General features: G+C 66.0%; 18 protein-coding genes. 3 read left to right on the forward strand and 15 right to left on the reverse strand.

Features of this window, described 5'->3' with window-relative positions; genetic code table 11:
* Positions 1–46 precede the first annotated feature (46 nt).
* The 3 genes from aroA to LJ754_RS02000 are packed head-to-tail and all read left to right on the forward strand — an operon-like array spanning position 47 to position 6,469.
* Complete coding sequence (gene aroA, locus LJ754_RS01990; RefSeq protein WP_227925092.1) at positions 47–3,103, forward strand: 3-phosphoshikimate 1-carboxyvinyltransferase; 3,057 nt, start codon at positions 47–49, stop codon at positions 3,101–3,103.
* Positions 3,104–3,149: 46 nt separating this feature from the next.
* On the forward strand, positions 3,150–4,421 hold the full coding sequence (locus tag LJ754_RS01995; RefSeq protein ID WP_227925093.1) for an acyl-CoA dehydrogenase family protein: 1,272 nt from the start codon (positions 3,150–3,152) through the stop codon (positions 4,419–4,421).
* Positions 4,421–6,469, forward strand: a complete 2,049-nt coding sequence (locus tag LJ754_RS02000; protein ID WP_227925094.1) for an oxidoreductase — start codon at positions 4,421–4,423, stop codon at positions 6,467–6,469. Before LJ754_RS01995 ends, LJ754_RS02000 begins: the two co-directional genes overlap by 1 nt.
* Before the next feature lie 51 nt (positions 6,470–6,520).
* Here the strand turns inward: LJ754_RS02000 and tuf are convergent, their stop codons facing one another.
* The 15 genes from tuf to LJ754_RS02075 all read right to left on the reverse strand — a co-directional run bounded on the left by tuf (position 6,521) and on the right by LJ754_RS02075 (position 24,238).
* Complete coding sequence (gene tuf / locus LJ754_RS02005; protein WP_227892319.1) at positions 6,521–7,711, reverse strand: elongation factor Tu; 1,191 nt, start codon at positions 7,709–7,711, stop codon at positions 6,521–6,523.
* A 219-nt stretch (positions 7,712–7,930) separates the two neighbouring features.
* Complete coding sequence (fusA, locus tag LJ754_RS02010; protein WP_227912797.1) at positions 7,931–10,045, reverse strand: elongation factor G; 2,115 nt, start codon at positions 10,043–10,045, stop codon at positions 7,931–7,933.
* A gap of 117 nt (positions 10,046–10,162) precedes the next feature.
* A complete protein-coding gene (gene rpsG, locus LJ754_RS02015) occupies positions 10,163–10,633 on the reverse strand; it encodes a 30S ribosomal protein S7 (RefSeq protein WP_227903869.1) in 471 nt (156 codons plus the stop codon).
* Between the two features lies 1 nt (position 10,634).
* Positions 10,635–11,009 carry a 30S ribosomal protein S12 gene (rpsL, locus tag LJ754_RS02020; RefSeq protein WP_104052742.1) on the reverse strand — a complete coding sequence of 125 codons (375 nt, stop codon included), beginning with the start codon at positions 11,007–11,009 and terminating at the stop codon, positions 10,635–10,637.
* 362 nt (positions 11,010–11,371) lie between these two features.
* On the reverse strand, positions 11,372–12,163 hold the full coding sequence (locus LJ754_RS02025) for an IclR family transcriptional regulator domain-containing protein (RefSeq protein ID WP_227925095.1): 792 nt from the start codon (positions 12,161–12,163) through the stop codon (positions 11,372–11,374).
* A 20-nt stretch (positions 12,164–12,183) separates the two neighbouring features.
* Positions 12,184–12,840 carry a 3-oxoacid CoA-transferase subunit B gene (locus LJ754_RS02030; protein WP_227925096.1) on the reverse strand — a complete coding sequence of 219 codons (657 nt, stop codon included), beginning with the start codon at positions 12,838–12,840 and terminating at the stop codon, positions 12,184–12,186.
* Entirely contained in the window at positions 12,837–13,520 is a 684-nt protein-coding gene (locus tag LJ754_RS02035) for a 3-oxoacid CoA-transferase subunit A (RefSeq protein WP_227912794.1), read from the reverse strand. The genes LJ754_RS02030 and LJ754_RS02035 overlap by 4 nt, the downstream gene beginning before the upstream one ends.
* Positions 13,521–13,553: 33 nt before the next feature.
* The gene (locus LJ754_RS02040) at positions 13,554–14,753 is read right to left on the reverse strand and encodes a thiolase family protein (RefSeq protein WP_227925097.1); all 1,200 of its coding nucleotides are present in this window, start codon (positions 14,751–14,753) and stop codon (positions 13,554–13,556) included.
* A gap of 76 nt (positions 14,754–14,829) precedes the next feature.
* Positions 14,830–15,234 (reverse strand): 4-carboxymuconolactone decarboxylase, encoded by a 405-nt coding sequence (pcaC, locus tag LJ754_RS02045; RefSeq protein WP_227925098.1) that lies wholly within the window; start codon positions 15,232–15,234, stop codon positions 14,830–14,832.
* 3 nt (positions 15,235–15,237) lie between these two features.
* Positions 15,238–16,044, reverse strand: coding sequence for an alpha/beta fold hydrolase (locus tag LJ754_RS02050; RefSeq protein ID WP_227912791.1), 807 nt, complete (start codon positions 16,042–16,044; stop codon positions 15,238–15,240).
* A complete protein-coding gene (locus tag LJ754_RS02055) occupies positions 16,041–17,477 on the reverse strand; it encodes a lyase family protein (RefSeq protein ID WP_227925099.1) in 1,437 nt (478 codons plus the stop codon). The genes LJ754_RS02050 and LJ754_RS02055 overlap by 4 nt, the downstream gene beginning before the upstream one ends.
* Before the next feature lie 2 nt (positions 17,478–17,479).
* Positions 17,480–18,046, reverse strand: a complete 567-nt coding sequence (gene pcaG / locus LJ754_RS02060) for a protocatechuate 3,4-dioxygenase subunit alpha (RefSeq protein WP_227925100.1) — start codon at positions 18,044–18,046, stop codon at positions 17,480–17,482.
* Positions 18,043–18,864: a protocatechuate 3,4-dioxygenase subunit beta gene (gene pcaH / locus LJ754_RS02065; RefSeq protein ID WP_227925420.1), complete on the reverse strand. Its 822-nt coding sequence runs from the start codon at positions 18,862–18,864 to the stop codon at positions 18,043–18,045. The genes pcaG and pcaH overlap by 4 nt, the downstream gene beginning before the upstream one ends.
* Positions 18,865–18,989: 125 nt before the next feature.
* Positions 18,990–20,186, reverse strand: coding sequence for a 4-hydroxybenzoate 3-monooxygenase (locus LJ754_RS02070; protein ID WP_227925101.1), 1,197 nt, complete (start codon positions 20,184–20,186; stop codon positions 18,990–18,992).
* A 161-nt stretch (positions 20,187–20,347) separates the two neighbouring features.
* Positions 20,348–24,238 (reverse strand): DNA-directed RNA polymerase subunit beta', encoded by a 3,891-nt coding sequence (locus tag LJ754_RS02075; RefSeq protein WP_227912786.1) that lies wholly within the window; start codon positions 24,236–24,238, stop codon positions 20,348–20,350.
* Positions 24,239–24,268 lie beyond the last annotated feature (30 nt).

Here is a 24,268-nt window from a genome sequence, read left to right on the forward strand (position 1 = left end):
GGGGTGGCAGGGGTAGGCACGCAGACAACAGGAAGGCCGTGCGGCCATGTATCTTTCGGTCCTCGGAACGCACGCCGGCATCAGCGGCACAGTGCAGGTTCCCAACTCCAAGTACCACGCCCACCGCGCCCTGATCCTGGCCTCGCTGGCATCCGGCAGCAGCAGGATTTCCGGTCTCACGGATGCCCGGCACGTGCAGTACACAGTGGCCATGCTGCGCCAGCTGGGCACCGGCATTGAGATCGAGGGCGACACATTCGTGGTGCACGGGGGAGCCTACCGGCCGCAGCGGGACACCGTATCGGCGGGGAGTTCGGGAACTACCTTGTACTTCATGGTGGGGCTGGCTGCGCTGGCCGGGCGGGACGTCACAGTGACGGGCCAGAAGTACTTCCAGCGCCGGCCCATCTGGGCACTGCTCGCCGCCCTGCGCGACATGGGCCTGGATGTTTCCTCCACCAACGATTGTCCGCCGATACGGGTCCGCAGCGGCCGCCCGCACGGCGGTGAAGTGCACATCCCCGGAACCCTGTCCCAATGGGTCTCCGGCCTGCTGCTGCTGGCCCCGTTCGCCCGCACGGAAACAACGGTGTTCGTGGACGGCGCTCAGAACGAAAGCAGCTACATAGAGCTGACGATCGCCATGATGCGGCAATTCGGACTGCAGGTCGACGCCGATCCGGACTTCCGGCGTTTTCGGATTCCGCCCAACCAGCAGGCGGTACCCGCGGATCTGCGCATGCCCCCGGACATCGGGTCGGCCGCCTTCGGCGTCGCCGCGGCCGCGCTCCATCCCGCAGACATTACGCTGGCCGGGTTGTCCTCCGCCTCCTCCTCCGGTTCCGACCACCCGGAAGCGGACTTCCTTGACCTGGCGCGTTCCATGGGGGTGCCCCTGGAGCTGGATCCTGCCGCCGGCGCAGTCCGTATCCGGCACGGCGGGCTGCGGCTGCAACCGGTGGAGGTGGACTGCCGCCGCGTACCGGATATGCTTCCGATCCTCTCGGTCATGGCCTGTTTCACCGGCGGCCGCAGCGTCTTCCACCACGTTGACCACGTGCGGATGAAGGAATCAGACCGGGTAGCTGCCATGCTGCAGCTGAACGCGATGGGCGCAGACCTCGGCGTGGAAGGTTCTTCCCTGGTGATCCGCGGTGTGCGCGGCCTGAACGGGTCGGACCTTTCCTCCTTTAACGACCACCGCGTCCTGATGTCCCTTGCCGTTGCAGCCTCCGCAGCAGAGGGCCGCAGCACCCTCACATATCCCAATGCGTATCGGATTTCCTACCCGGAGTACCTGGCCGCCATGACTGCCTTCGGACTGCGCATGGAGGTGCAGGACGGAGTCATCCGCCGTGCGCGCCTGGCCCGTCCGGCGCGCACGGCCCGCGGCAGCAGTGCCCGGACCATCGCCACCCCGGCCGCTGTGGAGGCCGCCGCTGCAGTCACCGGGCCGGATTGGGTGCGCAGGTGGGCTGCGGAACGTCCCAGCGAGACGGCGGTGGTCGACGGCGGTGCCAAGGGATCAGGGCACTTGACCTGGTCGGAACTGGACACGGCAGCCGACCGTACCGCCGCAGCGCTGCTGGAGCTGGGGGTACAGCCGGGAGACCGCGTGGCCTTCCAGCTGCCCAACTGCAGTGAATTCGTGATTCTCACCGTGGCCTCCCTGCGCATCGGCGCGGTGGCGGCGCCGCTGATGCCCATCTTCCGCGAACGCGAAGTGGCCTTGGCACTGCAGCGTGCACACGCCCGCGTATTCGTCACCATGCAGGAATTCCGCGGCCGCCGGCCCGCTGCGGAGCTGGCCGGACTGGTCGGGCAACCCGCCCCGGCCGGACCGGAACCGGGCCTGCCCGTGCGGGACGTGCTGGTACTGCGCGCTCCGGGCAGCGCGGATCCCCTCCCCAAGGTCCACGGAGGGCCGCGGTTCAGTGACTGGCACCAGACCCTGGCACAGGCCCGGCCCGATCCCGGCGTCCTCTCCCGGTACTCCCCCACGGCGCGCGACGCCGCGCAGCTGCTGTTCACGTCCGGCACCTCCGGCGAGCCCAAGGGCGTTGTGCACCGGCACGGAACGCTGAGCCGGGCCGCAGCCATGGAAGCGGCGCACCTGCACCTGACCAGTGACGACGCAGTGTTCATCCCCTCGCCCCTGGCGCACCAGACCGGCTTCCTGTACGGCATGTGGCTGTCCTTTGTCCTGGGCTGCCCGCAGATCCTGCAGCCGGTCTGGGACGCGGGACGTGCCCTGCAGCTGATGCACGGCTGGCGCGCCACGTTTGTGCAGGCTGCCACCCCGTTCCTCACGGACCTGGTGCAGGCAGTGGACGCCGGGGCAACAGCTCCGCCCAGCCTGCGCATTTTCGTCAGCACCGGTGCCGCCGTGCCGCGCTATTTGGCCGAACGGGCCACACGCGTGCTGGGTGCCGGGATCTGCGGGGCCTTCGGCACCACTGAAACCTGTTTGGGCACGTTGGCCGCGCCGCAGGACGAACCCGCGAAGGTATGGGGAACCGACGGCCGTCCCCTGGCCGGAGTAAGAACCAGGATTGTTGACGATGACGGTCGGCTGCTTCCGGCCGGTGTCGAAGGAAACTTCGAACTGAGCAGCCCCACGGTCTTTGACGGCTACCTCGACCGCCCGGACCTGACCAAGGAAGTCTTTACCGAAGACGGCTGGTACCGGACCGGCGACACTGCCGTAATGGACAGCGCCGGGTACCTGCGCGTCACCGGCCGGGTCCGGGACATCATCAACCGCGGGGGCGAGAAGATCCCGGTGGCTGAGATTGAGCAACTGCTGTTCCGGCACCCGTCTGTGCTGGACATTGCGCTGGCGGCCATGCCGGACGCACGGCTGGGCGAACGGGCCTGTGCCTTCGTGGTGCCGGTTCCAGGAGCTCCCCTGAGCTTGGCTGACCTCACCGTCTTCCTGGACCGGCACCAGGTGTCCAAGCATTACTGGCCCGAACGCCTGGAGCTGATGGATGCGATACCGCGCAATGCCGTGGGCAAAGTCCAGAAATTCCTCCTGCGGGACATGGCCCGGAACTTCGCCCCGGCAGGCGGGAACGGCCGGGACCCCTCCGTCTCCGGCTGAAGCACCCGGCAAATCAGTGCCTCCCCCAACCAGCAATATGAGCGTTATGAGTGAATCGGAGTCCACAGTGACCAGCACAGCCATCACCGCAGACGGACGGGGCAGCAGCGTCCCGGATTCGGAATACCGGGACCTGCTTTCAGCCGTGACCGCCTGGGTGGAAGGCCCCGGTGAAGCATGGGCGGAGCGCATCGAGTCCACCGGGCGGGTGCCCGATGCCCTGTGGAAGGAGCTGCGGGAAGCGGGTTTCCTCTCCCTTGCGGCACCGGCGGACCTGGGCGGGCGGGGCGTGAGCTTCGTCCAGTGGATGGGATTGATGGAAGTCTTCTCCCGTTCGCATGCCTCCATCCGGATGATCGTGCACGTGGTTAACGGCACCTGGCGGGCCATGAACCCGCATGCCAGCGAACCGCAGCGGGAAAAATACCTGCGTCCCGCCGTCGCCGGCGACCTGGTGGTCGCCTTCACGCTCACCGAGCCCGGCAACGGCACCGGCGCCGACATCACCTCCAGTGTGCGGCGGGAGGGCGACACGTACTATCTCACCGGCCGCAAGCACCTGATCACCTTCGGCGTGCGCTGCGACTACTGGCTGTTGTTCGCCCGGCTGGCCGGCACCACCGGGCGGGACGGCACCGTCGCCCTGCTGGTGGACCGGCATGCCCCCGGCACCGTGGTGGAGGACACTTCGGAAACCATGGGCGTGCGGGGCACCGACCATGCCTCCCTGTCTTTCACCGACACACCGGTTCCGGTGGCAAACCGGCTGGGCGCGGAAGGCGACGGGCTGGACGTGGCCCTGGGCGGCTTCCTGACCCCCAGCCGCATCTCGGTGGCCATGAGCTGCGTGGGCCTGGCCCGGCGCGCCCAGGAGCTTGCAGTCGCCTATGCCCTGGAACGCACCACTTTCGGCCAGCCGCTGGCTGCCCGGCAGGCCGTCGCCTTCGCCCTGGCTGAAAACGCCGCCGACATCGAAGCCGCTCGGGCCCTGACCATGACGGCGGCACAAGCCTGGCAGGACGGCAGCGAGTCTGCCCCCTCGCTGTCCTCCATGGCCAAGCTCACCGCGGTGGACATGCTCACCCGGGTCACGGACAAGGCCCTGCAGGTGCACGGCGGCATCGGCTACTGGAAGAGCATGCCCATTGAGCGGGTCTACCGGGACGCCCGTGCCCAGCGGTTCGAAGAAGGAACCAACGAGATCCAGAAGACCGTGATTGCCCGCGACCTGTTCCGCCGCGCGCAGGCACCGGCTGCCGACGACGGCGTCGCGGCCGCCGTCCCCGATCCCGCAGCATCACCGGGCGCCCTGCGCTAATGCCCGCTGCCCGCGTGCCGGAAGTGTCCCTCACCAGGGTCTTCTCCCCCGTTTCCATTGGTTCGCTGCTCCTGCCGCACCGGATAGTGATGGGCTCCATGCACCTGAACCGGGAGGACGACGCCGGTTCCCTCGCAGCGTTCTACCGGGAACGTGCAGCGGGCGGTGCCGCGCTGATCGTGACGGGCGGCGCTGCGGTTAACCGAACGGGTGCCGGCGGCCCCAATTACCTGCTGATCAACGAGCCGGAAGCCGCTGCGGTGCTGGCACCGGTGCTCGACGCCGTCCATGAAGCAGGCGGGCGGCTGGCCCTCCAGCTCTTCCACGCCGGGCGGTACGCCTTCGAATCCACCTACGGACTGCGCCCGGCCGCCCCGTCACAGGTATTCTCCGGTTTCTCCCGGACCATGCCCGCAGACATGACCGGACCACAGATCGAGGACACGCTCGCCGACTTCTCTGCCGGAGCGGCCCGGGCGCGGGAACTCGGATTCGATGCGGTGGAGATCATGGGGTCCGAAGGCTACCTGATCAACCAGTTTGCCTCGCCCCTGACCAACCTGCGCCGGGACCGCTGGGGCGGCGATCCTGTGCGGCGGCAGGCCTTCCCGCTGGCGGTGCTGCAGTCGGTGCGCTCCGCCGTCGGCAGCACCTTCCCGGTGATTTTCCGCACCTCGGGCGCCGACTTCGTGGAGGGCTCCAGCAGCATCGGGGAGTCGGCTGACTTGGCCGTTGAGCTGGCCCGGGCCGGAGCCGACGCCCTCAACATCGGCATTGGCTGGCACGAATCCACCGTGCCGTCCGTGCAGGCGATGGTTCCCCACGGCCACTGGATGGGGATTGCCGGCGGCATCCGGGCAGCCCTGGCCGCAGGCGACGTGCCGGTACCGGTGATTGGCAGCAACCGGATCAACTCACTGCCGCTGGCAGAACAGGCGCTTGCTGCCGGCCACGCCGACCTGGTCTCCATGGCGCGGCCGTTCCTCGCCGACCCGGACATCGTGGCGAAGTCCCGGCGCGGAGATGCGCGGCTGGTGAACACCTGCATCGCCTGCAATGAAGCCTGCATTGACCGCTCGCTGGGGGCCGACCCGGTCTCCTGCCTGGTCAACCCGAGGGCCGGGCGGGAGAACTACTTCCCGCTGCTCCGCCGGCGGGAACTCCGAAACAGTGCCGCGGTGGCGGTAGTGGGTGCGGGACCGGCAGGGATGCAGGCAGCAGCCACCTTGGCGGACGCCGGGCACCGGGTGGACCTCTATGAGGAAGCAGATGGCATCGGCGGGCAGTTCCGGCTGGCCGGCCAGGTGCCGGGGAAAGCCGACTTCCTGCAGACCATCCGCTACTTCGGCAACGAACTACCGCGGCTGGGTGTCCGGATCAGGTGCGGGACCGCCCCCACGGCCCCGGTCTTGGCCGGCTACGCGCACGTCCTGCTGGCAACCGGTGTCCGTCCGCGGCCGGTACCGCTGCCCCGTACCGGAAACATCCCCGTACTGGACTACCGCCGTGCCTTTGCCGACGCTGAGCTGCTCGGCAACCGGGTGGTGGTTATCGGGGCAGGCGGAATCGGCGTCGACCTGGCCCGCCTCCTGGTGGAGTACGCCGGGACCGGACCCCGCCGGGTCACCATCCTGCGCCGCGGCGCGCGGATCGGTGCGGGCATCGGCCCGTCAACCCGCTGGGCAGTCCTGCAGGAACTGCGGGAAGCGGGGGTGCGCACCATGGCCCACACCGTTCCCCTGGAACTGCGCTCCGGCGGGCTCCTGGTCCGGGACGAGGCGGGAAGCCGGACAGTGCTGCCGGCCGACGCCGTCGTCCTGGCCGCCGGACAGGTGCCGCACAACCCGCTGCAGGGGCACCTCGAGGCGGCCGGTGCACCGTTTACCGTTATCGGCGGGGCACGTGACGCGTCGGGGCTCAACGCCGTGCGTGCCTTCGAACAGGGACTGGCCGCAGCCACGGATCTTATCCGGTCCCTGGCCCGCACCCCGGCGGCGTCCGGAGTTGAAACCCCCGGGTTTAAACGCAGCAGGACCCCGCTGCCATAAGCAACGGGGCCCTGCTAAGAACCGAAAAGGTTCAGGCTAGAACATCAAAAATTACTTGATGATCTTGGTGACGCGGCCTGATCCAACGGTGCGGCCGCCTTCGCGGATAGCGAAGCCGAGGCCCTCTTCCATAGCGATCGGCTGGATGAGCTCAACGGTCATCTCAGTGTTATCGCCGGGCATAACCATTTCAGTGCCCTCGGGGAGGGTGATGACGCCGGTTACGTCCGTGGTACGGAAGTAGAACTGCGGGCGGTAGTTCGAGTAGAACGGGTTGTGGCGTCCGCCTTCATCCTTGGACAGGATGTAGACGTTGGCCTCGAAATCGGTGTGCGGGGTAATGGAACCCGGCTTCACGATGACCTGGCCACGCTCTACGTCTTCGCGCTTGATGCCGCGGAGCAGCAGGCCACAGTTCTCGCCGGCCCATGCTTCGTCAAGCTGCTTGTGGAACATCTCGATACCGGTAACCGTGGTCTTCTGGACCGGACGGATGCCGACGATCTCGACCTCGGAGTTGATGGCGAGGGTACCGCGCTCGGCGCGGCCCGTGACAACGGTTCCACGACCGGTGATCGTGAAGACGTCCTCGATCGGCATCAGGAACGGCTTGTCCTTGTCGCGGATCGGGTCCGGCACGTTGTTGTCAACGGCGTCCATCAGCTCTTCGACGGAAGCAACCCACTTGGGGTCGCCTTCCAGAGCCTTCAGGCCCGAAACGCGGACGACGGGAGCGTTGTCCCCGTCGAATTCCTGGGAGCTCAGCAGTTCGCGAACTTCCATTTCCACGAGGTCGAGCAGTTCTTCGTCGTCAACCATGTCGGACTTGTTCAGTGCGACCAGCAGGTAGGGAACGCCCACCTGGCGGGCGAGCAGAACGTGCTCGCGGGTCTGGGCCATCGGACCGTCGGTAGCGGCAACCACGAGGATTGCGCCGTCCATCTGAGCTGCACCAGTGATCATGTTCTTGATGTAGTCAGCGTGGCCGGGAGCGTCTACGTGTGCGTAGTGGCGCTTCTCGGTCTGGTACTCGATGTGCGAGATATTGATGGTGATACCGCGCTGGCGCTCTTCAGGTGCAGAGTCGATAGCAGCGAAATCGCGCTTTTCGTTCAGATCAGGGTACTTGTCAGCAAGCACCTTCGAAATGGCAGCGGTCAACGTGGTCTTGCCATGGTCAACGTGACCAATGGTGCCGATGTTGACGTGCGGCTTAGTCCGCTCGAACTTTGCCTTCGCCACGGGTTCCTCCTAGAGAGTTAGAAGACTCAATCTCCAGCCGCGCTTTTCGCAACTGAAACTGATGTAAGTCTACTGGGGGCTGTTTATTTGATGAAATTGCCGATTTCCGCAGCAGCCTGGCGAGGCCGCTCAGTTTGGCTATGCGCCCGGTCCGGGCCGAAACCCGGACCGGGCACACACGGCGGGTGTCCCGGCGTAAACCGTTCCACCCTCCAAGTTTTACTCGCCGCGCGTCTTCTGGATGATCTCGTCGGCAACTGCCTTCGGGACCTCGGCGTAGCTGTTGAAGGACATGGAGTACACGGCGCGGCCCTGGGTCTTGGACCGCAGGTCGCCGATGTAACCGAACATGCCGGACAGCGGGACGTGCGCCCGGATGACCTTTACGCCGGCTGCATCTTCCATGGACTGCATCTGGCCGCGGCGGGAGTTGATGTCACCGATGACTTCACCCATGTATTCCTCAGGGGTGCGGACTTCTACATCCATCAGCGGTTCCAGCAGGACCGGGTTGGCCATCCGTGCAGCTTCCTTGAAGGCCTGGCGTCCGGCAATCTTGAACGCCATTTCCGAGGAGTCGACGTCGTGGTACGCGCCGTCAAGCAGCGTGGCCTTGATGCCGACAACCGGGTAACCGGCGAGCACACCGTCAGTGAGGGCGCTCTGGATACCCTGGTCAACGGAGGGGATGTATTCGCGCGGAACACGACCACCGGTGACCTTGTTCTCGAATTCGTAGAACGTGCCGTCGGAAGTATCCAGCGGCTCGATCGCGATCTGGATCTTTGCGAACTGACCCGAACCACCGGTCTGCTTCTTGTGCGTGTAGTCGTGCTTGGCGACTGCACGGCGGATGGTCTCGCGGTAAGCCACCTGGGGCTTGCCCACGTTGGCCTCCACGCGGAACTCGCGGCGCATGCGGTCCACCAGGATGTCCAGGTGGAGCTCGCCCATGCCGGCGATGATCGTCTGACCTGTGTCTTCGTCGAGGGAGACCTGGAAGGTCGGGTCCTCTTCGGAGAGCTTCTGGATGGCCGTGGAGAGCTTCTCCTGGTCACCCTTGGTCTTCGGCTCGATGGCCACGGAAATCACGGGCTCCGGGAAGCTCATGGATTCCAGCACGATCGGGTCCTGCAGGTCGCACAGGGTATCGCCCGTGGTCGTATCCTTCAGGCCGATAGCGGCGTAAATGTGGCCCGTCGTGATTTCCTCGACCGGGTTTTCCTTGTTGGCGTGCATCTGGAAGAGCTTTCCGATGCGCTCCTTCTTCTGCTTGGTCGCGTTCATGACCTGGGCGCCGGAAGCAGCGTGACCGGAGTACACGCGGATGTAGGTCAGGCGGCCGAAGAACGGGTGCGTGACAACCTTGAAAGCCAGGGCGGAGAACGGAGCGTTGGCATCAGCGGCGCGTTCGAGGATGACCTCTTCGTCGCGGATGTCGTGGCCCTTGATGTTCGGCACGTCCAGCGGGCTGGGCAGGTAGTCGACGACGGCGTCCAGCATCGGCTGCACACCGCGGTTCTTGAAGGCAGAGCCGCACAGAACCGGGTAGACCTCGGAGTTGATGGTCAGCTTGCGGATGCCGGCCTTCAGCTCCGCAATGCTGATCTCTTCGCCTTCGAGGTACTTGTTCATCAGTTCGTCGCTGGCTTCAGCAACGGTCTCGACCAGCTGTGCGCGGTACTCTTCGGCCTTTTCCTGCAGGTCTGCGGGGATCGGCTCGATTTCGTACTTGGCGCCCATGGTCACGTCACCCTTGGCGTCGCCGCGCCAGGTCAGGGCACGCATTTCGATGAGGTCAACGACGCCCTCGAATTCGCTCTCGGAGCCGATCGGCAGCTGGAGAACCAGCGGCTTGGCGCCCAGGCGGTTGATGATCGTGTCTACGGTGAAGTAGAAGTCAGCGCCCAGCTTGTCCATCTTGTTGACGAAGCAGATACGCGGCACATCGTACTTATCGGCCTGACGCCAAACAGTCTCGGACTGCGGCTCAACGCCTTCCTTGCCGTCGAAGACAGCGACGGCGCCGTCGAGGACGCGCAGGGACCGCTCAACCTCGACAGTGAAGTCAACGTGACCCGGGGTGTCGATGATGTTGATCTGGTTGTTGTCCCAGTAACACGTGGTAGCTGCGGAGGTAATGGTGATACCCCGCTCCTGCTCCTGTGCCATCCAGTCCATGGTGGACGCACCGTCGTGGGTCTCGCCAATCTTGTGGTTGACACCCGTGTAGAACAGGATGCGCTCGGTTGTAGTCGTCTTGCCGGCATCAATGTGGGCCATGATGCCGATGTTGCGGACCTTGTTCAGGTCGGTAAGCACGTCAAGTGCCACGGTTTCTCCCTATATTTGGTGTTTGCCGGTTCGACTGCGTTTATCTGCTTCGGGCCCCGCACCCCGCCTAAGCGGAATGCAGGGCCTCGAAGGAGGGGCCGCCGTCGGCCAGGCTTTTTACCAGCGGTAGTGCGCGAAGGCCTTGTTGGACTCAGCCATCTTGTGGGTGTCCTCGCGGCGCTTCACAGCTGCACCGAGACCGTTGGAAGCGTCCAGGATTTCGTTGCGGAGACGCTCGGTCATGGTCTTCTCGCGGCGGGCCTTCGAGTAGCCAACCAGCCAGCGCAGGGCCAGTGCGGTTGCACGGCCCGGCTTGACCTCAACGGGAACCTGGTAGGTGGCGCCGCCAACGCGGCGGGACTTAACCTCAAGGCTGGGCTTGATGTTGTCCATGGCCTTCTTCAGGGCTGCAACCGGATCCTGTCCGGTCTTCTCCTGAGCGCCTGCAAGTGCACCGTAGACGATGCGCTCTGCGGTGGACTTCTTGCCGTCGATCAGAACCTTGTTGATCAGCTGCGTGACCAGCGGGGAGCCGTAGACGGGATCCAGTACGAGCGGCCGCTTGGGGGCCGGACCCTTGCGGGGCATATTACTTCTTCTCCATCTTCGCGCCGTAGCGGCTGCGAGCCTGCTTGCGGTTCTTGACACCCTGGGTATCGAGGGCACCGCGGACAATCTTGTAGCGGACACCGGGAAGGTCCTTCACACGGCCGCCGCGCACCAGCACGATGGAGTGTTCCTGAAGGTTGTGACCCACACCGGGGATGTAAGCGGTTACTTCGATGCCGCCGTTGAGGCGGACACGTGCAACCTTACGCAGAGCCGAGTTCGGCTTCTTCGGGGTGGTGGTGTAAACGCGGGTGCAGACACCACGGCGCATCGGGCTGCCCTGGAGGGCAGGAGCCTTGGTCTTGGAGACCTTGGGTGAGCGGCCCTTGCGGACCAGCTGCTGAATCGTAGGCACTTTCGTGTTCTCCGTTTTTTCTCGAGATAATTCTCTGGTTGCCCCGCCCCGCTGCCGGCTGAAACCAACCAGGGGGCGACGCGCTTAAAGTCGTTGCCGCAATGCCCCGAGAAGTTCCGATACTCTCGCCGAAAGCGACCGTAGGCGTGCAAAAGTGTGGCATTCGTTGCGCAAGAAGCCCGCAACCCGGAAACAGGCCCGCCCATTCCTTCCGGAATGCATTCCTCCGAGTATCTCACCACGGAGGGCACGCGAGCGGCCTTCATCCACTGCCACACAAACAATTGGCTTTCAGTCTAGCAGACTTAAGCGGAGCCGGACGAAAGTGCGGCAGGGATCACATTCTGCTTGGCCCTGTCCCGCTAGCTTCGCGCCGCCAGGGCGGCCGTAATGGTGGCCGACGCCTGCTGCAGGTGCGGCACAACCCTGGCCGCTGCTTCCTCCAGTGTAGGCGCTCCGGTTCCGAGGCCTGCCTGCATGGAGGTGTTCAGCGCAGCCAGCACCTGCCCGCGGGAGTCGAATATCGGTACGGCCACCGAGCGCAGGCCCTGCTCCAGTTCCTGGTCCACAATGGCCCAGCCCTGTTCCCGCACCCGGGCAACCATACTCCGGAGCCGGTCCGGATCGGTCACCGTCCGGTCGGTCAGCGGCCGCAGCTCAACCGCGGCCAGGTACTCTTCGAACCGGTCCCCGGACAGGCCGGCCAGCAGCACCCGCCCCATGGAGGTGGCGTAGGCCGGAAACCTGGTGCCCACGCTGATGCCCACGGTCATCAGCCGGCGGGTGTGGATTCGGGCTATGTACACAATCTCGTTGCCGTCCAGGATGGAGGCGGAGGTGGACTCCGAAATCGCCCGGGAAAGGTCCTCCAGGACCGGTTGGGCCAGCTGGGGAAGGGACTGGCCCGACAGGTAGGAATACCCCAACTGCAGCACCAGCGCCGTCAGCTCGAAGGTCCGCCCGTCGGTCCGCACATAGCCGAGCTCCACCAGGGTGAGCAGGAAACGGCGGGCCGTGGCACGGGTCAGGCCCGTCCGGCGCGAGACGTCGCTGAGCGTCATCTGCACGTGCTCGGCGTCGAACGCGCGGATCACCTGCAGGCCCCGGGCCAGGGACTGGACGTACTGGTCGCTGGCCGGTGCGGTCCCGCTCATTTATCCCCCATGGTGTAGGCCTAGCTGCCGGCGTTGCCGCGAATCAGCTCAATGTCCATTGCTGCGGCCAGTTCCTCGAGGGTGGTGCCGAAGGTCTCGCGGACGTGGACCCCGTCTTCCTTCAGCAGAAAGACCGCCTCATTAGTGTAGACGCGCGTGACACAGCCGACGCCGGTCAGCGGGTAGCTGCATTCCTTCACCAGCTTGCTGGCACCGTCCCTGGTGAACAGGTTCATCATGACGTAGACGTCCTTGGCCCCGGTGGCCAGGTCCATGGCGCCGCCGACGGCGGGGATGGCGTCCGGCGCCCCGGTGTGCCAGTTGGCCAAGTCACCGGAGGCCGATACCTGGAAGGCGCCAAGGACGCACACATCCAGGTGTCCGCCGCGCATGACGGCGAAGGAGTCGGCGTGGTGGAAGTAGGAGGCGCCGGGCAGTTCGGTCACCGGAATCTTGCCGGCGTTGATCAGGTCCGGGTCCACCTCGTCACCGTGCGCCTGGGGTCCCATGCCGAGCATGCCGTTCTCGGTGTGCAGGGTGATGTTCTGCTCCGGCTTCAAAAAATCCGACACCAGGGTTGGCTGTCCGATGCCCAGGTTCACGAAGGACCCCGGGGCGATGTCCGCAGCTACTAGGGCTGCCAGGGCGTTTTTGTCCAGCTTTTCCGTGGTGCTCATGCTGCGGCCGGTGCTTTCTCCCGGTCCACGCGGACCAGGGTGTTGACGTAGATTCCCGGGGTCACGACGGTCTCGGGGTCTATCTGCCCGGTGTCCACTATCTCGCGGACCTGCACCATGGCGTGCTTCGCCGCCGCAGCCATGATCGGACCGAAGTTCCGTGCGGTCTTGCGGTACACGAGGTTGCCGGCGCGGTCCGCCCGCAGGGCCTTGACCAGGGCAAAGTCGGCATGAAGCGGCGTTTCGAAGACGTAGCCGCGGCCGTCGATCATCCGGGTTTCCTTGCCTTCGGCCAGCGGCGTGCCGAAGGCCGTGGGCGTGAAGAAACCGCCGATGCCGGCGCCGGCGGCCCGGATGCGTTCGGCCAGGTTGCCCTGCGGCACCAGTTCCAGTTCAATCTCCCCGGCCCGGTATCGGGCGTCGAAGATCTGCGAGTCGGACTGCCGGGGGAAGGAGCACACGATCTTCTTCACCCGCCCGGCGCCGATGAGCGCTGCCAGGCCCTGCTCCCCGTTGCCGGCGTTGTTGTTCACGACGGTCAGGTTGGCTGCTCCCTGGCGCAGCAGCGCTTCGATCAGTTCCACGGGCTGCCCGGCACGGCCGAACCCGCCGATCATCACGGTGGCGCCGTCGTGTATGGGCGCCACGGCCTCATCTGCGTCCTGGACTATCTTGAGCACGGTGTCTTCCTTACGGTTGAGCGGCGGGGCGGGTCAATTGGCGTTTTCCAGCACGACGGCGAGGCCCTGGCCGACGCCGATGCAGATGGCGGCCACGCCCCAGCGTTCCCCGGATTCCTGCAGCCGGCGGGCCAAGGTGCCCAGGATGCGGGCGCCGGAAGCCCCCAACGGGTGCCCGATCGCTACCGCACCGCCCCAGGCGTTGACGATCCCGGGGTCCACGTCCCACGCATCCAGGCATGCCAGGGACTGGGCGGCAAAGGCCTCGTTCAGTTCCACGGCGCCAACATCGCCCCAGCTGATGCCGGCGCGCTTCAGTGCGGTGTTGGCTGCTTCCACCGGTGCGTAGCCGAAGAACTGCGGTTCATTTGCGGCGGCGCCGCGGCCTGCGATGCGGGCCAGCGGCGCCAGCCCCAGGATCCCGGCCGCACTTTCGCTGCCCAACCAGGCCGCGGAGGCGCCGTCGTTCAGGGGCGAGGCGTTGCCGGCGGTCACTGTGCCGCCGGACGCGTCGTCGGACGCCGGGCGGAAGACAGTGCGCAGGGTGGCGAGCTTCTCCGTGGTGGACCCTGCGCGGATGCTTTCATCCCTGGCCAGGTCCACGCCGTCGACGGCGACGGTCAGGTTCGCGTACTTGCCCTCGTCCCATGCCCGGGCCGCCGAGGCATGGGAGGCGGCGGCGAATTCGTCCTGCCGTTCGCGGGTGATGCCGTACTTCTCCCGAAGCTGCTCGGTGGCCTCGCCCAGGGACACCGTCCATTCCTTCGGCATGGCCGGGTTGACCAGGCGCCAGCCCAAGGTCGTGGAGGCAAGGGCGGCGTCACCGGCGGGATACGGCAACTCGTTCTTGGGCAACACCCAGGGGGCGCGGCTCATGGACTCCACGCCGCCGATGAGCATCAGGTCCGCCTCCGAGGTGTTGATCTGACGGGAGGCAATCATTGCCGCATCCAGCGAGGACCCGCAGAGCCGGTTGACGGTGGTGCCCGGAATGGAGGTCGGCAGTCCCGCCAGCAGGGCCGCCATGCGCGCAACGTTGCGGTTTTCCTCACCCGCGCCGTTGGCATTGCCGAAGACCACTTCATCGATCCGGTCCGGGTCCAGTTCCGGTGCCCGAGAGACGGCTGCCCGGATCACCTGGGCGGCCAGGTCATCGGGGCGGACGCCGGCGAGGGCGCCGCCGAATTTCCCGAAAGGGGTACGAACTGCGTCGTAGATATATGCCTGGTTCACCGGTGCTCCTTTGAAACGTGCTGCGAAGAAACTGGAATCGGAACGTTCGGACTGTTGGGTCTGGCTCGTTGCGCGGCTACGCCTCGGCGTCGATGTCCCGGAACACGCCCTGCGCCGTCTTGAACGCCGAGTTGGCTGCCGGGACGCCGCAGTAGATGGCGGACTGCAGCACAATCTCCTTGATCTCGTCGCGGCTGAGGCCGTTGCGCAGGGCCGCCCTGACGTGCATGGCGAACTCCTCCAAGTGGCCGTGCGCGATCAGGGCGGTGAGGGTGACGGCGCTGCGCATAGTGCGCGGCAGGCCCGGCCGGGTCCAGATGGTGCCCCACGCGTACTGGGTGATCAGGTCCTGGAAGTCGGCGGTGAACCCGTCCTTGCCGGCGTTGGCACGGTCCACGTGCTCGGGGCCGAGGACTTCCTGGCGGACGGCCATGCCCTCGTTGTACACGTCCTGCCGGCTCTTGTCTCCGTCTGCGATCACGGGCTAGATCCCTTCCAGGTACTGGGCGCCGAAGAAGTCCTTCAGCAGCTGCGCGGTTTGGGCCGGCTGTTCGGCCGGGACCAGGTGGGCGGCCTCGTTGACGACGGCGGCTGTGCCGTTGGTGACACGGTCCGCGATCAGGTCTGCAAACGAGGGCGGCGTGACGGCGTCTTCGGCGCCGGCGACGGCGAGCACCGGCACCGTGATGTCCGGCAGGCGTTCGCGGACGTCGAAGTTGGCGAGAGCGGAGCAGCAGTAAGCGTAGGAGAACCGGTCTGCATCCTGCAGCGAGTGCAGCAGGGCTGCGGCGGCGGCTGGTTCGCGCTCCATGAAGCCGGGCGCGAACCAGCGCTGTGCGGACCCCGTGATTTGCGTGGGGGTGCCCTGGGCGCGCACGGTGTCCGCACGCTCCTCCCAGCCCTCGGCGTCGCCAATCTTGGCACCCGAACACATCACGGCTAGCCCGTCGAACAGGTCGCCGTGGTCCAGGCCCAGCTGTAGTCCCACGGCGCCGCCCAGGGACACGCCGGCGTAAAACACCGGGACGCCGGCGGCAATGTCCCCGGAACGGCGGGCACCGCGGACGAGGTCCGCGACGGCCGCCGCCAGGTCGTCGATGCTGAAGCCGTCCTCTGCGGCGGGGCTGGCGCCGTGGCCGGGAAGATCCCAGCCGATAACCGTAAAGGTGTCCAGGGCTGCTGCCGCCCGGTTCCATAGCGGCAGGGCTGCCGTTCCCAGCGAAGGCCCGGCGATCAGCACGGGAGCACCGGGCCCGGTGAGGCGGGTTGCCTTGATGGCGGGGATGCTCATGCGCTCGGCTTTCCGGGGTAGGCGGCGGTGATCCGTTCAATCAGCGCTGCCGCCTCCCCAAGGTATTGGGCGGGGTCGAGGAGGGACAACAGGTCCGCGTCGGAGAGCACCTGCACCGGCACGACGCCGCGCAGCAGCTTTTCGAAGGGCTCCCCGGAGCTGAGCGAGGCGGCAACTGCCTCGGAGATCATCTCCTTGCCGCTTCCCGGCATGCCGTTGCGCTCCATGTGGTCATCGAGCAGCGGCGCCGCAACGGCCATGATCTTCTCGCTGACCACCAGCGGCCCGGCACTGTCCAGGTTCCGAGCCAGCGCCCCGGTGTGCACCTGCAGCCCCTCGGCCAGTTCAGCCAGGTGGGCGGCCGCTCCCCCGGCCAGGCGCAGCATGGAGCGCAGGGCCTGCCACTCCACGTGCCAGGACCCGCTGGGACGCTCGTCGTCTGCTGCCGCCGCGGCGGCCTGCAGCTGCACCCCGTGGCCAGGCGCGGCCAGCGCGGCGCTGCGGATCAGGACGGACAGGACCGGGTTCTGCTTCTGCGGCATGGCCGAGGAACCGCCGCGCCCGGCGGCACGGGGTTCGGATACCTCGCCGATCTCGGGGCGGCTGAGCAGCAGGACGTCGTTGGCCATTTTCCCGGCGGCAGCGGTGAAGTCCTGCAGGGCGTTGCCGAGGGCGGTGACGGGAAGCCGGTTGGTCTGCCACGGCGCCACGGGGTGGGACAGCCCGAGCGCGTCAGCGAGGCGTTCGGTGAGGTCGAGACTGCTGATCCGTCCACCTTCGGGCTGTGCGCCGGCAGCCGCCGTGGTGAGGGCAGCGAGGGTACCCGAGGCACCGCCCCACTGCAGGGGCAGGGCAGCGGCCGCGGTGCGCAGGCTCGTGGTGGCCTGCCCGACGCCGTGCAGCCACTGGGCGGCGCGCAGGCCGAAGGTTGACGGCGTCGAATGCTGGGTCAGGGTCCGGGCCACGCACAGCGTTGCGGCATGCTCCCGGGCCAGGTTGCCCAGCGCTGCGGCGGCGCGGTCCGCGTCGGATGCAATGACGTCCAGTGCGCGGCGGGACATCAGCATCAGCGCGGTGTCCATAACGTCCTGGCTGGTGGCGCCGCGGTGGACTGCGGCGGCCGCTGCAGCTCCCCCCGGCCCGGACCGCACCCGTGCGCGCAGGTCGGCCAGCAGCGGTATTACCGGGTTCCCGCCGCCCTGGGCACGCACGGCCAGGGACGCGGCGTCGTACTGGGACGCGTCACTTGCCTCGGCCACCGCTTCGGGAGCGGAGGGGCCGGCCAGGCCGGCGGCGGCCAGCACCCGCACCCATTCCAGTTCAACATCCAGGAGGGTTTGGAGCAGCTGCCGGTCTCCGGTCAGCTCCGCCGCGGGCGTGCCTGCCCAGGCCGGCGCGAGCAGCCCGTAATCGGCGCTCTGTGCAGCATCCATGCCTAGGCTCCCGGGTAGGTCAGGAAAACGGTTTCATTCTCGCCCTGGAGGCTGACGTTCCAGCGCAGCCCGCCGTCCGCTTCACGGGTGGCAATGAGCGTACGCCGGCGCTCCTCGGGGAGCGAGGACAGCAGGGAGTCGCGGGCCAGGGCCGCTTCATCGTCCGGCAGGTACATCCGCGTGTGCAGCTTGTTCAGAAGGCCGCGGGCAAAAACGACAACGGAAATAAAGGGCGCGGAGCCTGTCTCGGCAGGACCGGGATTCACCGTGGTGAACGTGTAGTTTCCGGCATTGTCCACCGCCGTGCGTCCCCAGCCGGTGAAGGTGTACCCGTCACGGACGAGCGAACCTGCGCGCTGCGCAATGTTGCCCGCGGCGTCGGCCTGCCAGATTTCCAGCAGGGCGTCGGGAACGGGGTCCCCTGCGCCGTCCGTGACCGTGCCCTGCAGCCGCACGCTGCCGGGCATGCCCGGCGCCGCCAGCTGGTTGTCCTTCTCGAAAGGGAGGGCGTAGCCGTAGAACGGCCCGATAGTCTGCCCGGGCGTGGCCGTCAGCTTCTGCTCGCTCATGGTTGTGCATCCTCGTCTTCCATCCACGTGCGGTTGCTGCCGCTGAGCACAATGTCCCAGTTATAGCCGGTAGCCCACTCGTGGGCGGTGATGTTGTGGTCATACGTTGCCACCAGCCGGTCCCGGGCCAACTGGTCGGTAATGGACTGGTAGATCGGGTCCAGCGCAAAGAGCGGATCGCCGGGGAAGTACATTTGGGTGATCATCCGCTGGGTGAAGTCGGTGCCGAAGAGCGAGAAATGGATGTGCGCCGGCCGCCAGGCGTTGTGGTGGTTTTTCCACGGGTAAGGTCCGGGCTTGATGGTGGTGAACTCGTAGAACCCGTCCTCCGTGGTGAGGCAGCGGCCCACACCGGTGAAGTTCGGATCCAGCGGCGCCGGGTGCTGGTCCCGTTTGTGGATGTAGCGTCCGGCGGAGTTGGCCTGCCATATTTCCACCAGCTGGTTCCGCACCGGCCGGCCGTCACCGTCGAGGATGCGGCCGCGCACGATGATCCGCTCCCCCATGGGCTCGCCGTTGTGCTGGATGGTCAGGTCACTCTCCAGCGCGTGGACGTCCTGGTGCCCGAAGGCCGGGGACCACAGTTCAATGGTTTCCGGATCCACATGGCGGGGATCCTTGGTGGGGTGGCGCAGGAGGGAACTGCGGTAGGGAGAGAAGTCCACGCGGGGTTGGGTTTCCTCCGCGGCGCCGTCGTCCAGCGTTTTGCCGTAGGCCGCGTGGATACTGCCGATCTCGGCCGAGATTTGGTCCTGGGTGGCCTCTGCAGCGTCCGGTTTTTCAACGACATGGCTGTTCGAGAAAAGATCCTCTTCCATTTCCATGGTTTTCCTTTCGGTGGAACGCACCGTCGCGCTCCGGCTATTCTCCAAGCATCCACGTGGTGGGCACCACACTACACTGCCTGTTCACTTCAAGTACAGGTGTTCGCAATGCGAACGGGTTAGGCGTTGGGCCAGCCGGTGTACGCCTCGGCGAGATAGGCGCTGCCGTGCCGGGAGCCGACGACGCCGCCCAGTTCACCGAGCGCACGCTTGCGTTCGAATGGGCCGGCGTCAGCCCGCGTGTGCAGCATGGACGTCATCCAGTAGCTGAAGTTCTGCGCCCGCCATACCCGCTGCAGGGCCTTGTCACTGTAGCCCTCCAGCAGATCCCGCGAACCGGTTGCGTAGAAGGAATCGACGGCTTCGAAGAGGACCCGGACATCGGCCAGGGCCAGGTTAAGCCCCTTGGCACCGGTGGGCGGGACAGTGTGTCCGGCGTCGCCGGCAAGGAAGAGGTTCCCGTACCGCAGCGGTTCGCAGACGTAGCTGCGGAACTTCAGCACGGACTTGTCGAAAATGGATCCGCGCTGCAGCCCAAAACCGTCCGGGCCGTCCACCCGGGCCTGCAGTTCATCCCAGATCTGCTCTTCGCTCCATGCCGCCGGATCCTCGTCCGGATCACACTGGAAATACATCCGCTGCACGGTGTCCGAACGCTGGCTGATCAACGCGAACCCGCGGTCGGAGTTGGCATAGACCAGCTCCGGGGCGCTGGGCGGAGCAGCGGTAAGGATTCCAAACCAGGCGAAGGGGTACTCGATGAAGTTGTCCGTGCGTGCCTCGGCGGGAATGGAGCGCCTGCAGATCCCGCCGGAGCCGTCGGAGCCAACCAGGATGTCGCAGTGGATCTCGTACCCGGTCCCCGCCGCATCGGTGAAGCGGATCTTGGGGACGTCCGTGGCCAGGTCCGCCACGGCGGTGTCAGAGACGCCGTACCGGACGTCGCCGTTGTCGCGGGCCCGGGCCGCCGCCAGGTCGGTGAAGACCTCGTTCTGCGGGTACAGCCAGACGGACTCCCCCACCAGGTCCTCGAAGTCGAGGCGGTGGCTTTCGCCGCCGAAGCGCAGGTCGATGCCCTCGTGCCGGGTGCCCTTATCCAGGACCCCGCTGCCCACGCCCGTCTCGGTAAGCATCCGGACGCTGCCGTGTTCCAGGATGCCGGCCCGGTGGGTGGTGCGGATGGTTTCGTGGTCCCGTTTCTCCACCACTATGGAGTCGATGCCGGAGGTGGAGAGCTGATGCGAGAGCATCAGCCCGGCCGGGCCTGCGCCCACTATGCCGACCTGCGTCTTGAGGATAGTGCGCCCTGCGCCCATTGATTACTCCCTTGGAATCTTGTAGCGGACACTACCTCCAAGTGTGGCTGCCGGCACACGGGAGAGCCAAAGTGGCTCCCCCGTACAGCGCAACTCCGGGTTAAACGCGGCAGGTCCCGCACCCTTGAGGGTGCGGGACCTGCCGTTAGTGCGCGCTTTCCTTAGCGGAAGTCGCTGCCCATGTCGTAGTCATCCAGCGGGATGGCATGGAACTCGGGGCTCAGGCCGCCGTCGACTCCGGCGTAGTCGAAGTCGCTGAAGGCGCTCGGGCCGGTGAACAGGTTGGCCTTTGCTTCTTCGGTCGGCTCGACAGTGACCTCGGTGTAACGGGGCAGGCCCGTTCCGGCCGGGATCAGCTTACCGATGATGACGTTCTCCTTGAGGCCGAGCAGCGGATCGCTCTTGCCTTCCATGGCGGCCTGCGTCAGGACGCGGGTCGTTTCCTGGAAGGAAGCTGCGGACAGCCAGGACTCGGTGGCCAGGGAGGCCTTGGTGATACCCATCAGTTCCGGACGGCCCGAAGCAGGCTTCTTGCCTTCCGAAACCACGCGGCGGTTCTCGCTTTCGAAGCGGCGGCGTTCGGTCAGCTCACCCGGGAGCAGATCGGAGTCGCCGGACTCGATCACGGTCACGCGGCGCAGCATCTGGCGGACAATGACCTCGACGTGCTTGTCGTGGATGCCCACACCCTGGCTGCGGTACACGCGCTGGACTTCGTCCACCAGGAACTCCTGTGCCTTGCGCGGGCCGAGGATACGGAGGATCTGCTTGGGATCCACCGCACCGAAGACCAGCTGCTGGCCAACCTCGACGTGGTCGCCGTCGGCAACCAGCAGGCGGGCACGGCGCAGGACCGGGTACGCGATTTCCTCGGAGCCGTCATCGGGAGTGACAACCAGACGCATCTGGCGGTCGGTCTCTTCGATGGTGACCCGGCCTGCGGTCTCGGAGATCGGAGCAACGCCCTTGGGGGTACGTGCTTCGAAGAGCTCCTGGATACGGGGCAGACCCTGGGTGATGTCCTCAGCGGAAGCAACACCACCGGTGTGGAAGGTACGCATGGTCAGCTGGGTACCCGGCTCACCAATGGACTGTGCGGCGATGATGCCCACGGCCTCGCCGATGTCCACGGTCTTACCCGTGGCCAGGGAGCGGCCGTAGCAAAGGGCACAGGTACCGACGGCGGACTCACAGGTGAGTACGGAGCGGACCTTGATGTCGGTGACACCGGCTTCGAACAGCTTCGCGATCAGCACGTCGCCAACATCGTCGCCGCCCTTGGCCAGGACGTTGCCCTGGTCATCGGTGACGTCGGTGGCCAGCGTACGGGCGTAGGCCGAGTTCTCGACCTCTTCGTGCAGCTGCAGTTCGCCGTTGGCATCCGGAACCGCGATGGTCACGTTCAGGCCGCGCTCGGTACCGCAGTCTTCCTCGCGGACAATAACGTCCTGGGAAACGTCCACCAGGCGACGGGTCAGGTAACCCGAGTTGGCGGTACGAAGGGCGGTATCGGCAAGACCCTTACGGGCACCGTGGGTGGCGATGAAGTACTCCAGCACCGACAGGCCCTCACGGTAAGAGGACTTGATCGGGCGGGGGATGATCTCACCCTTAGGGTTAGCCACCAGGCCGCGGATACCGGCGATCTGCCGGACCTGCAGCCAGTTACCACGGGCACCGGAGGACACCATGCGGTTGATGTTGTTGAATTCGGGCATGTTCGCCCGCATTGCAGCAGCAACCTCGTTGGTGGCCTTGTTCCAGATGTCGATCAGTTCCTGGCGGCGCTCGTCTTCAGCGATCAGGCCCTTGCCGTACTGGCTTTCAACCTTGGCGGCCTGGGCTTCGTAGCCTTCCATAATGGCCGGCTTGTCGATCGGAGCCGCGATGTCGGAGATGGCGACGGTAACGCCCGAGCGGGTGGCCCAGTAGAAACCGGCGTCCTTCAGGTTGTCCAGCGTGGCAGCCGTGACGACCTTCGGGTACCGCTCGGCGAGATCGTTGACGATCGCGGAGAGCTGGCCCTTGTCCGCAACTTCCGGCACCCACGGGTAATCCGCAGGCAGCGTCTGGTTGAAGATGACCTGTCCGAGGGAGGTTTCGATGAGGGCAGGAGTGCCCTCTTCCCAACCTTCCGGAGCGGGCTGGCTTGCGCTGGGGACAAAGCCGTCAACACGCATCTTCACCAGCGAGTTCAGGTGCAGCTCGCCCATGTCGAAGGCCATGATGGCTTCCGACATTGAACCGAACACACGGCCTTCGCCAACAGCACCGGGGCGCTTGGTGGTGAGGTGGTGCAGGCCGATGATCATATCCTGCGAGGGCAGGGTGACCGGGCGGCCGTCGGACGGCTTCAGGATGTTGTTCGAGGACAGCATGAGGATGCGTGCTTCAGCCTGGGCTTCGGGGCTCAGCGGCAGGTGCACTGCCATCTGGTCACCGTCGAAGTCAGCGTTGAAGGCGCCGCAGACCAGCGGGTGCAGCTGAAGGGCCTTGCCTTCAACAAGCTGCGGCTCGAAGGCCTGGATGCCGAGGCGGTGCAGGGTGGGTGCACGGTTGAGCAGCACCGGGTGTTCGGTGATGATCTCTTCCAGTACGTCCCAGACCTGCGGACGGAAACGCTCGACCATGCGCTTGGCGCTCTTGATGTTCTGGGCGTGGTTGAGGTCAACCAGGCGCTTCATCACGAACGGCTTGAAGAGCTCCAGGGCCATCTGCTTGGGCAGACCGCACTGGTGCAGCTTCAGCTGCGGGCCAACCACGATGACGGAACGGCCGGAGTAGTCAACGCGCTTACCCAGCAGGTTCTGGCGGAAGCGGCCCTGCTTGCCCTTGAGCATGTCGGACAGCGACTTCAGCGGACGGTTGCCCGGTCCGGTGACCGGACGGCCGCGGCGGCCGTTGTCGAACAGGGAGTCAACAGCTTCCTGGAGCATGCGCTTTTCGTTGTTCACGATGATCTCGGGGGCACCGAGATCCAGCAGGCGCTTCAGGCGGTTGTTGCGGTTGATCACGCGGCGGTACAGGTCGTTGAGGTCGGACGTCGCGAAACGGCCGCCGTCGAGCTGGACCATCGGGCGCAGTTCCGGCGGGATGACCGGGACGGCGTCCAGGACCATGCCCAGCGGGCTGTTGGAGGTGGTCAGGAATGCGTTGACAACCTTCAGGCGCTTCAGGGCACGCGTCTTGCGCTGGCCCTTGCCGTTCTGGATGATGTCGCGCAGGTTCTCCGACTCGGCCTGCATGTCGAAGTCTTCAAGACGCTTCTTGATGGCTTCGGCACCCATGGAGCCTTCGAAGTACAGGCCGTAGCGGTCCCGCAGTTCGCGGTAGAGGCCTTCGTCGCCTTCCAGGTCGCCGACCTTGAGGTTCTTGAACCGGTCCCAGACCTGCTCGAGGCGCTCGATGTTGTTGTCGGCATCGCGGCGGACCTTGGCCATCTGGCGGTCGGCGGAGTCGCGGGCCTTCTTCTTGTCGGCAGCCTTGGCGCCTTCGCCTTCCAGGCGGGCAAGCTCGCCTTCGAGGTCCTTGGCGATCGCAGCAATGTCGGAGTCGCGCTGGTCGACGAGGTGCTTGCGCTCCAGGTCGTGCTCGGCCTGCAGGTTCGGCAGTTCGGCGTGGCGGTTCTCTTCGTCAACCGAGGTAATCATGTAGGCGGCGAAGTAGATGACCTTCTCGAGGTCCTTCGGTGCCAGGTCCAGCAGGTAGCCCAGGCGGGAGGGAACACCCTTGAAGTACCAGATGTGGGTCACGGGAGCGGCGAGCTCGATGTGGCCCATCCGCTCGCGGCGGACCTTGGCACGGGTTACCTCGACGCCGCAGCGCTCACAGATGATGCCCTTGAAGCGCACGCGCTTGTACTTGCCGCAGTAGCACTCCCAGTCACGGGACGGACCGAAGATCTTTTCGCAGAAAAGACCGTCCTTCTCCGGCTTCAGGGTTCGGTAGTTGATGGTTTCCGGCTTCTTGACTTCGCCGTAAGACCAGCCACGGATTTCATCCGCGGTGGCAAGGCCGATTCGCATGAGGCCGAACGTGGAATCGTTGGACATGGGTCCCTGTTCTCTCTTGTTCTCTAAATC

It is taken from the genome of Arthrobacter sp. zg-Y40 (genome assembly GCF_020731535.1).
Lineage (GTDB): Bacteria > Actinomycetota > Actinomycetes > Actinomycetales > Micrococcaceae > Arthrobacter_B.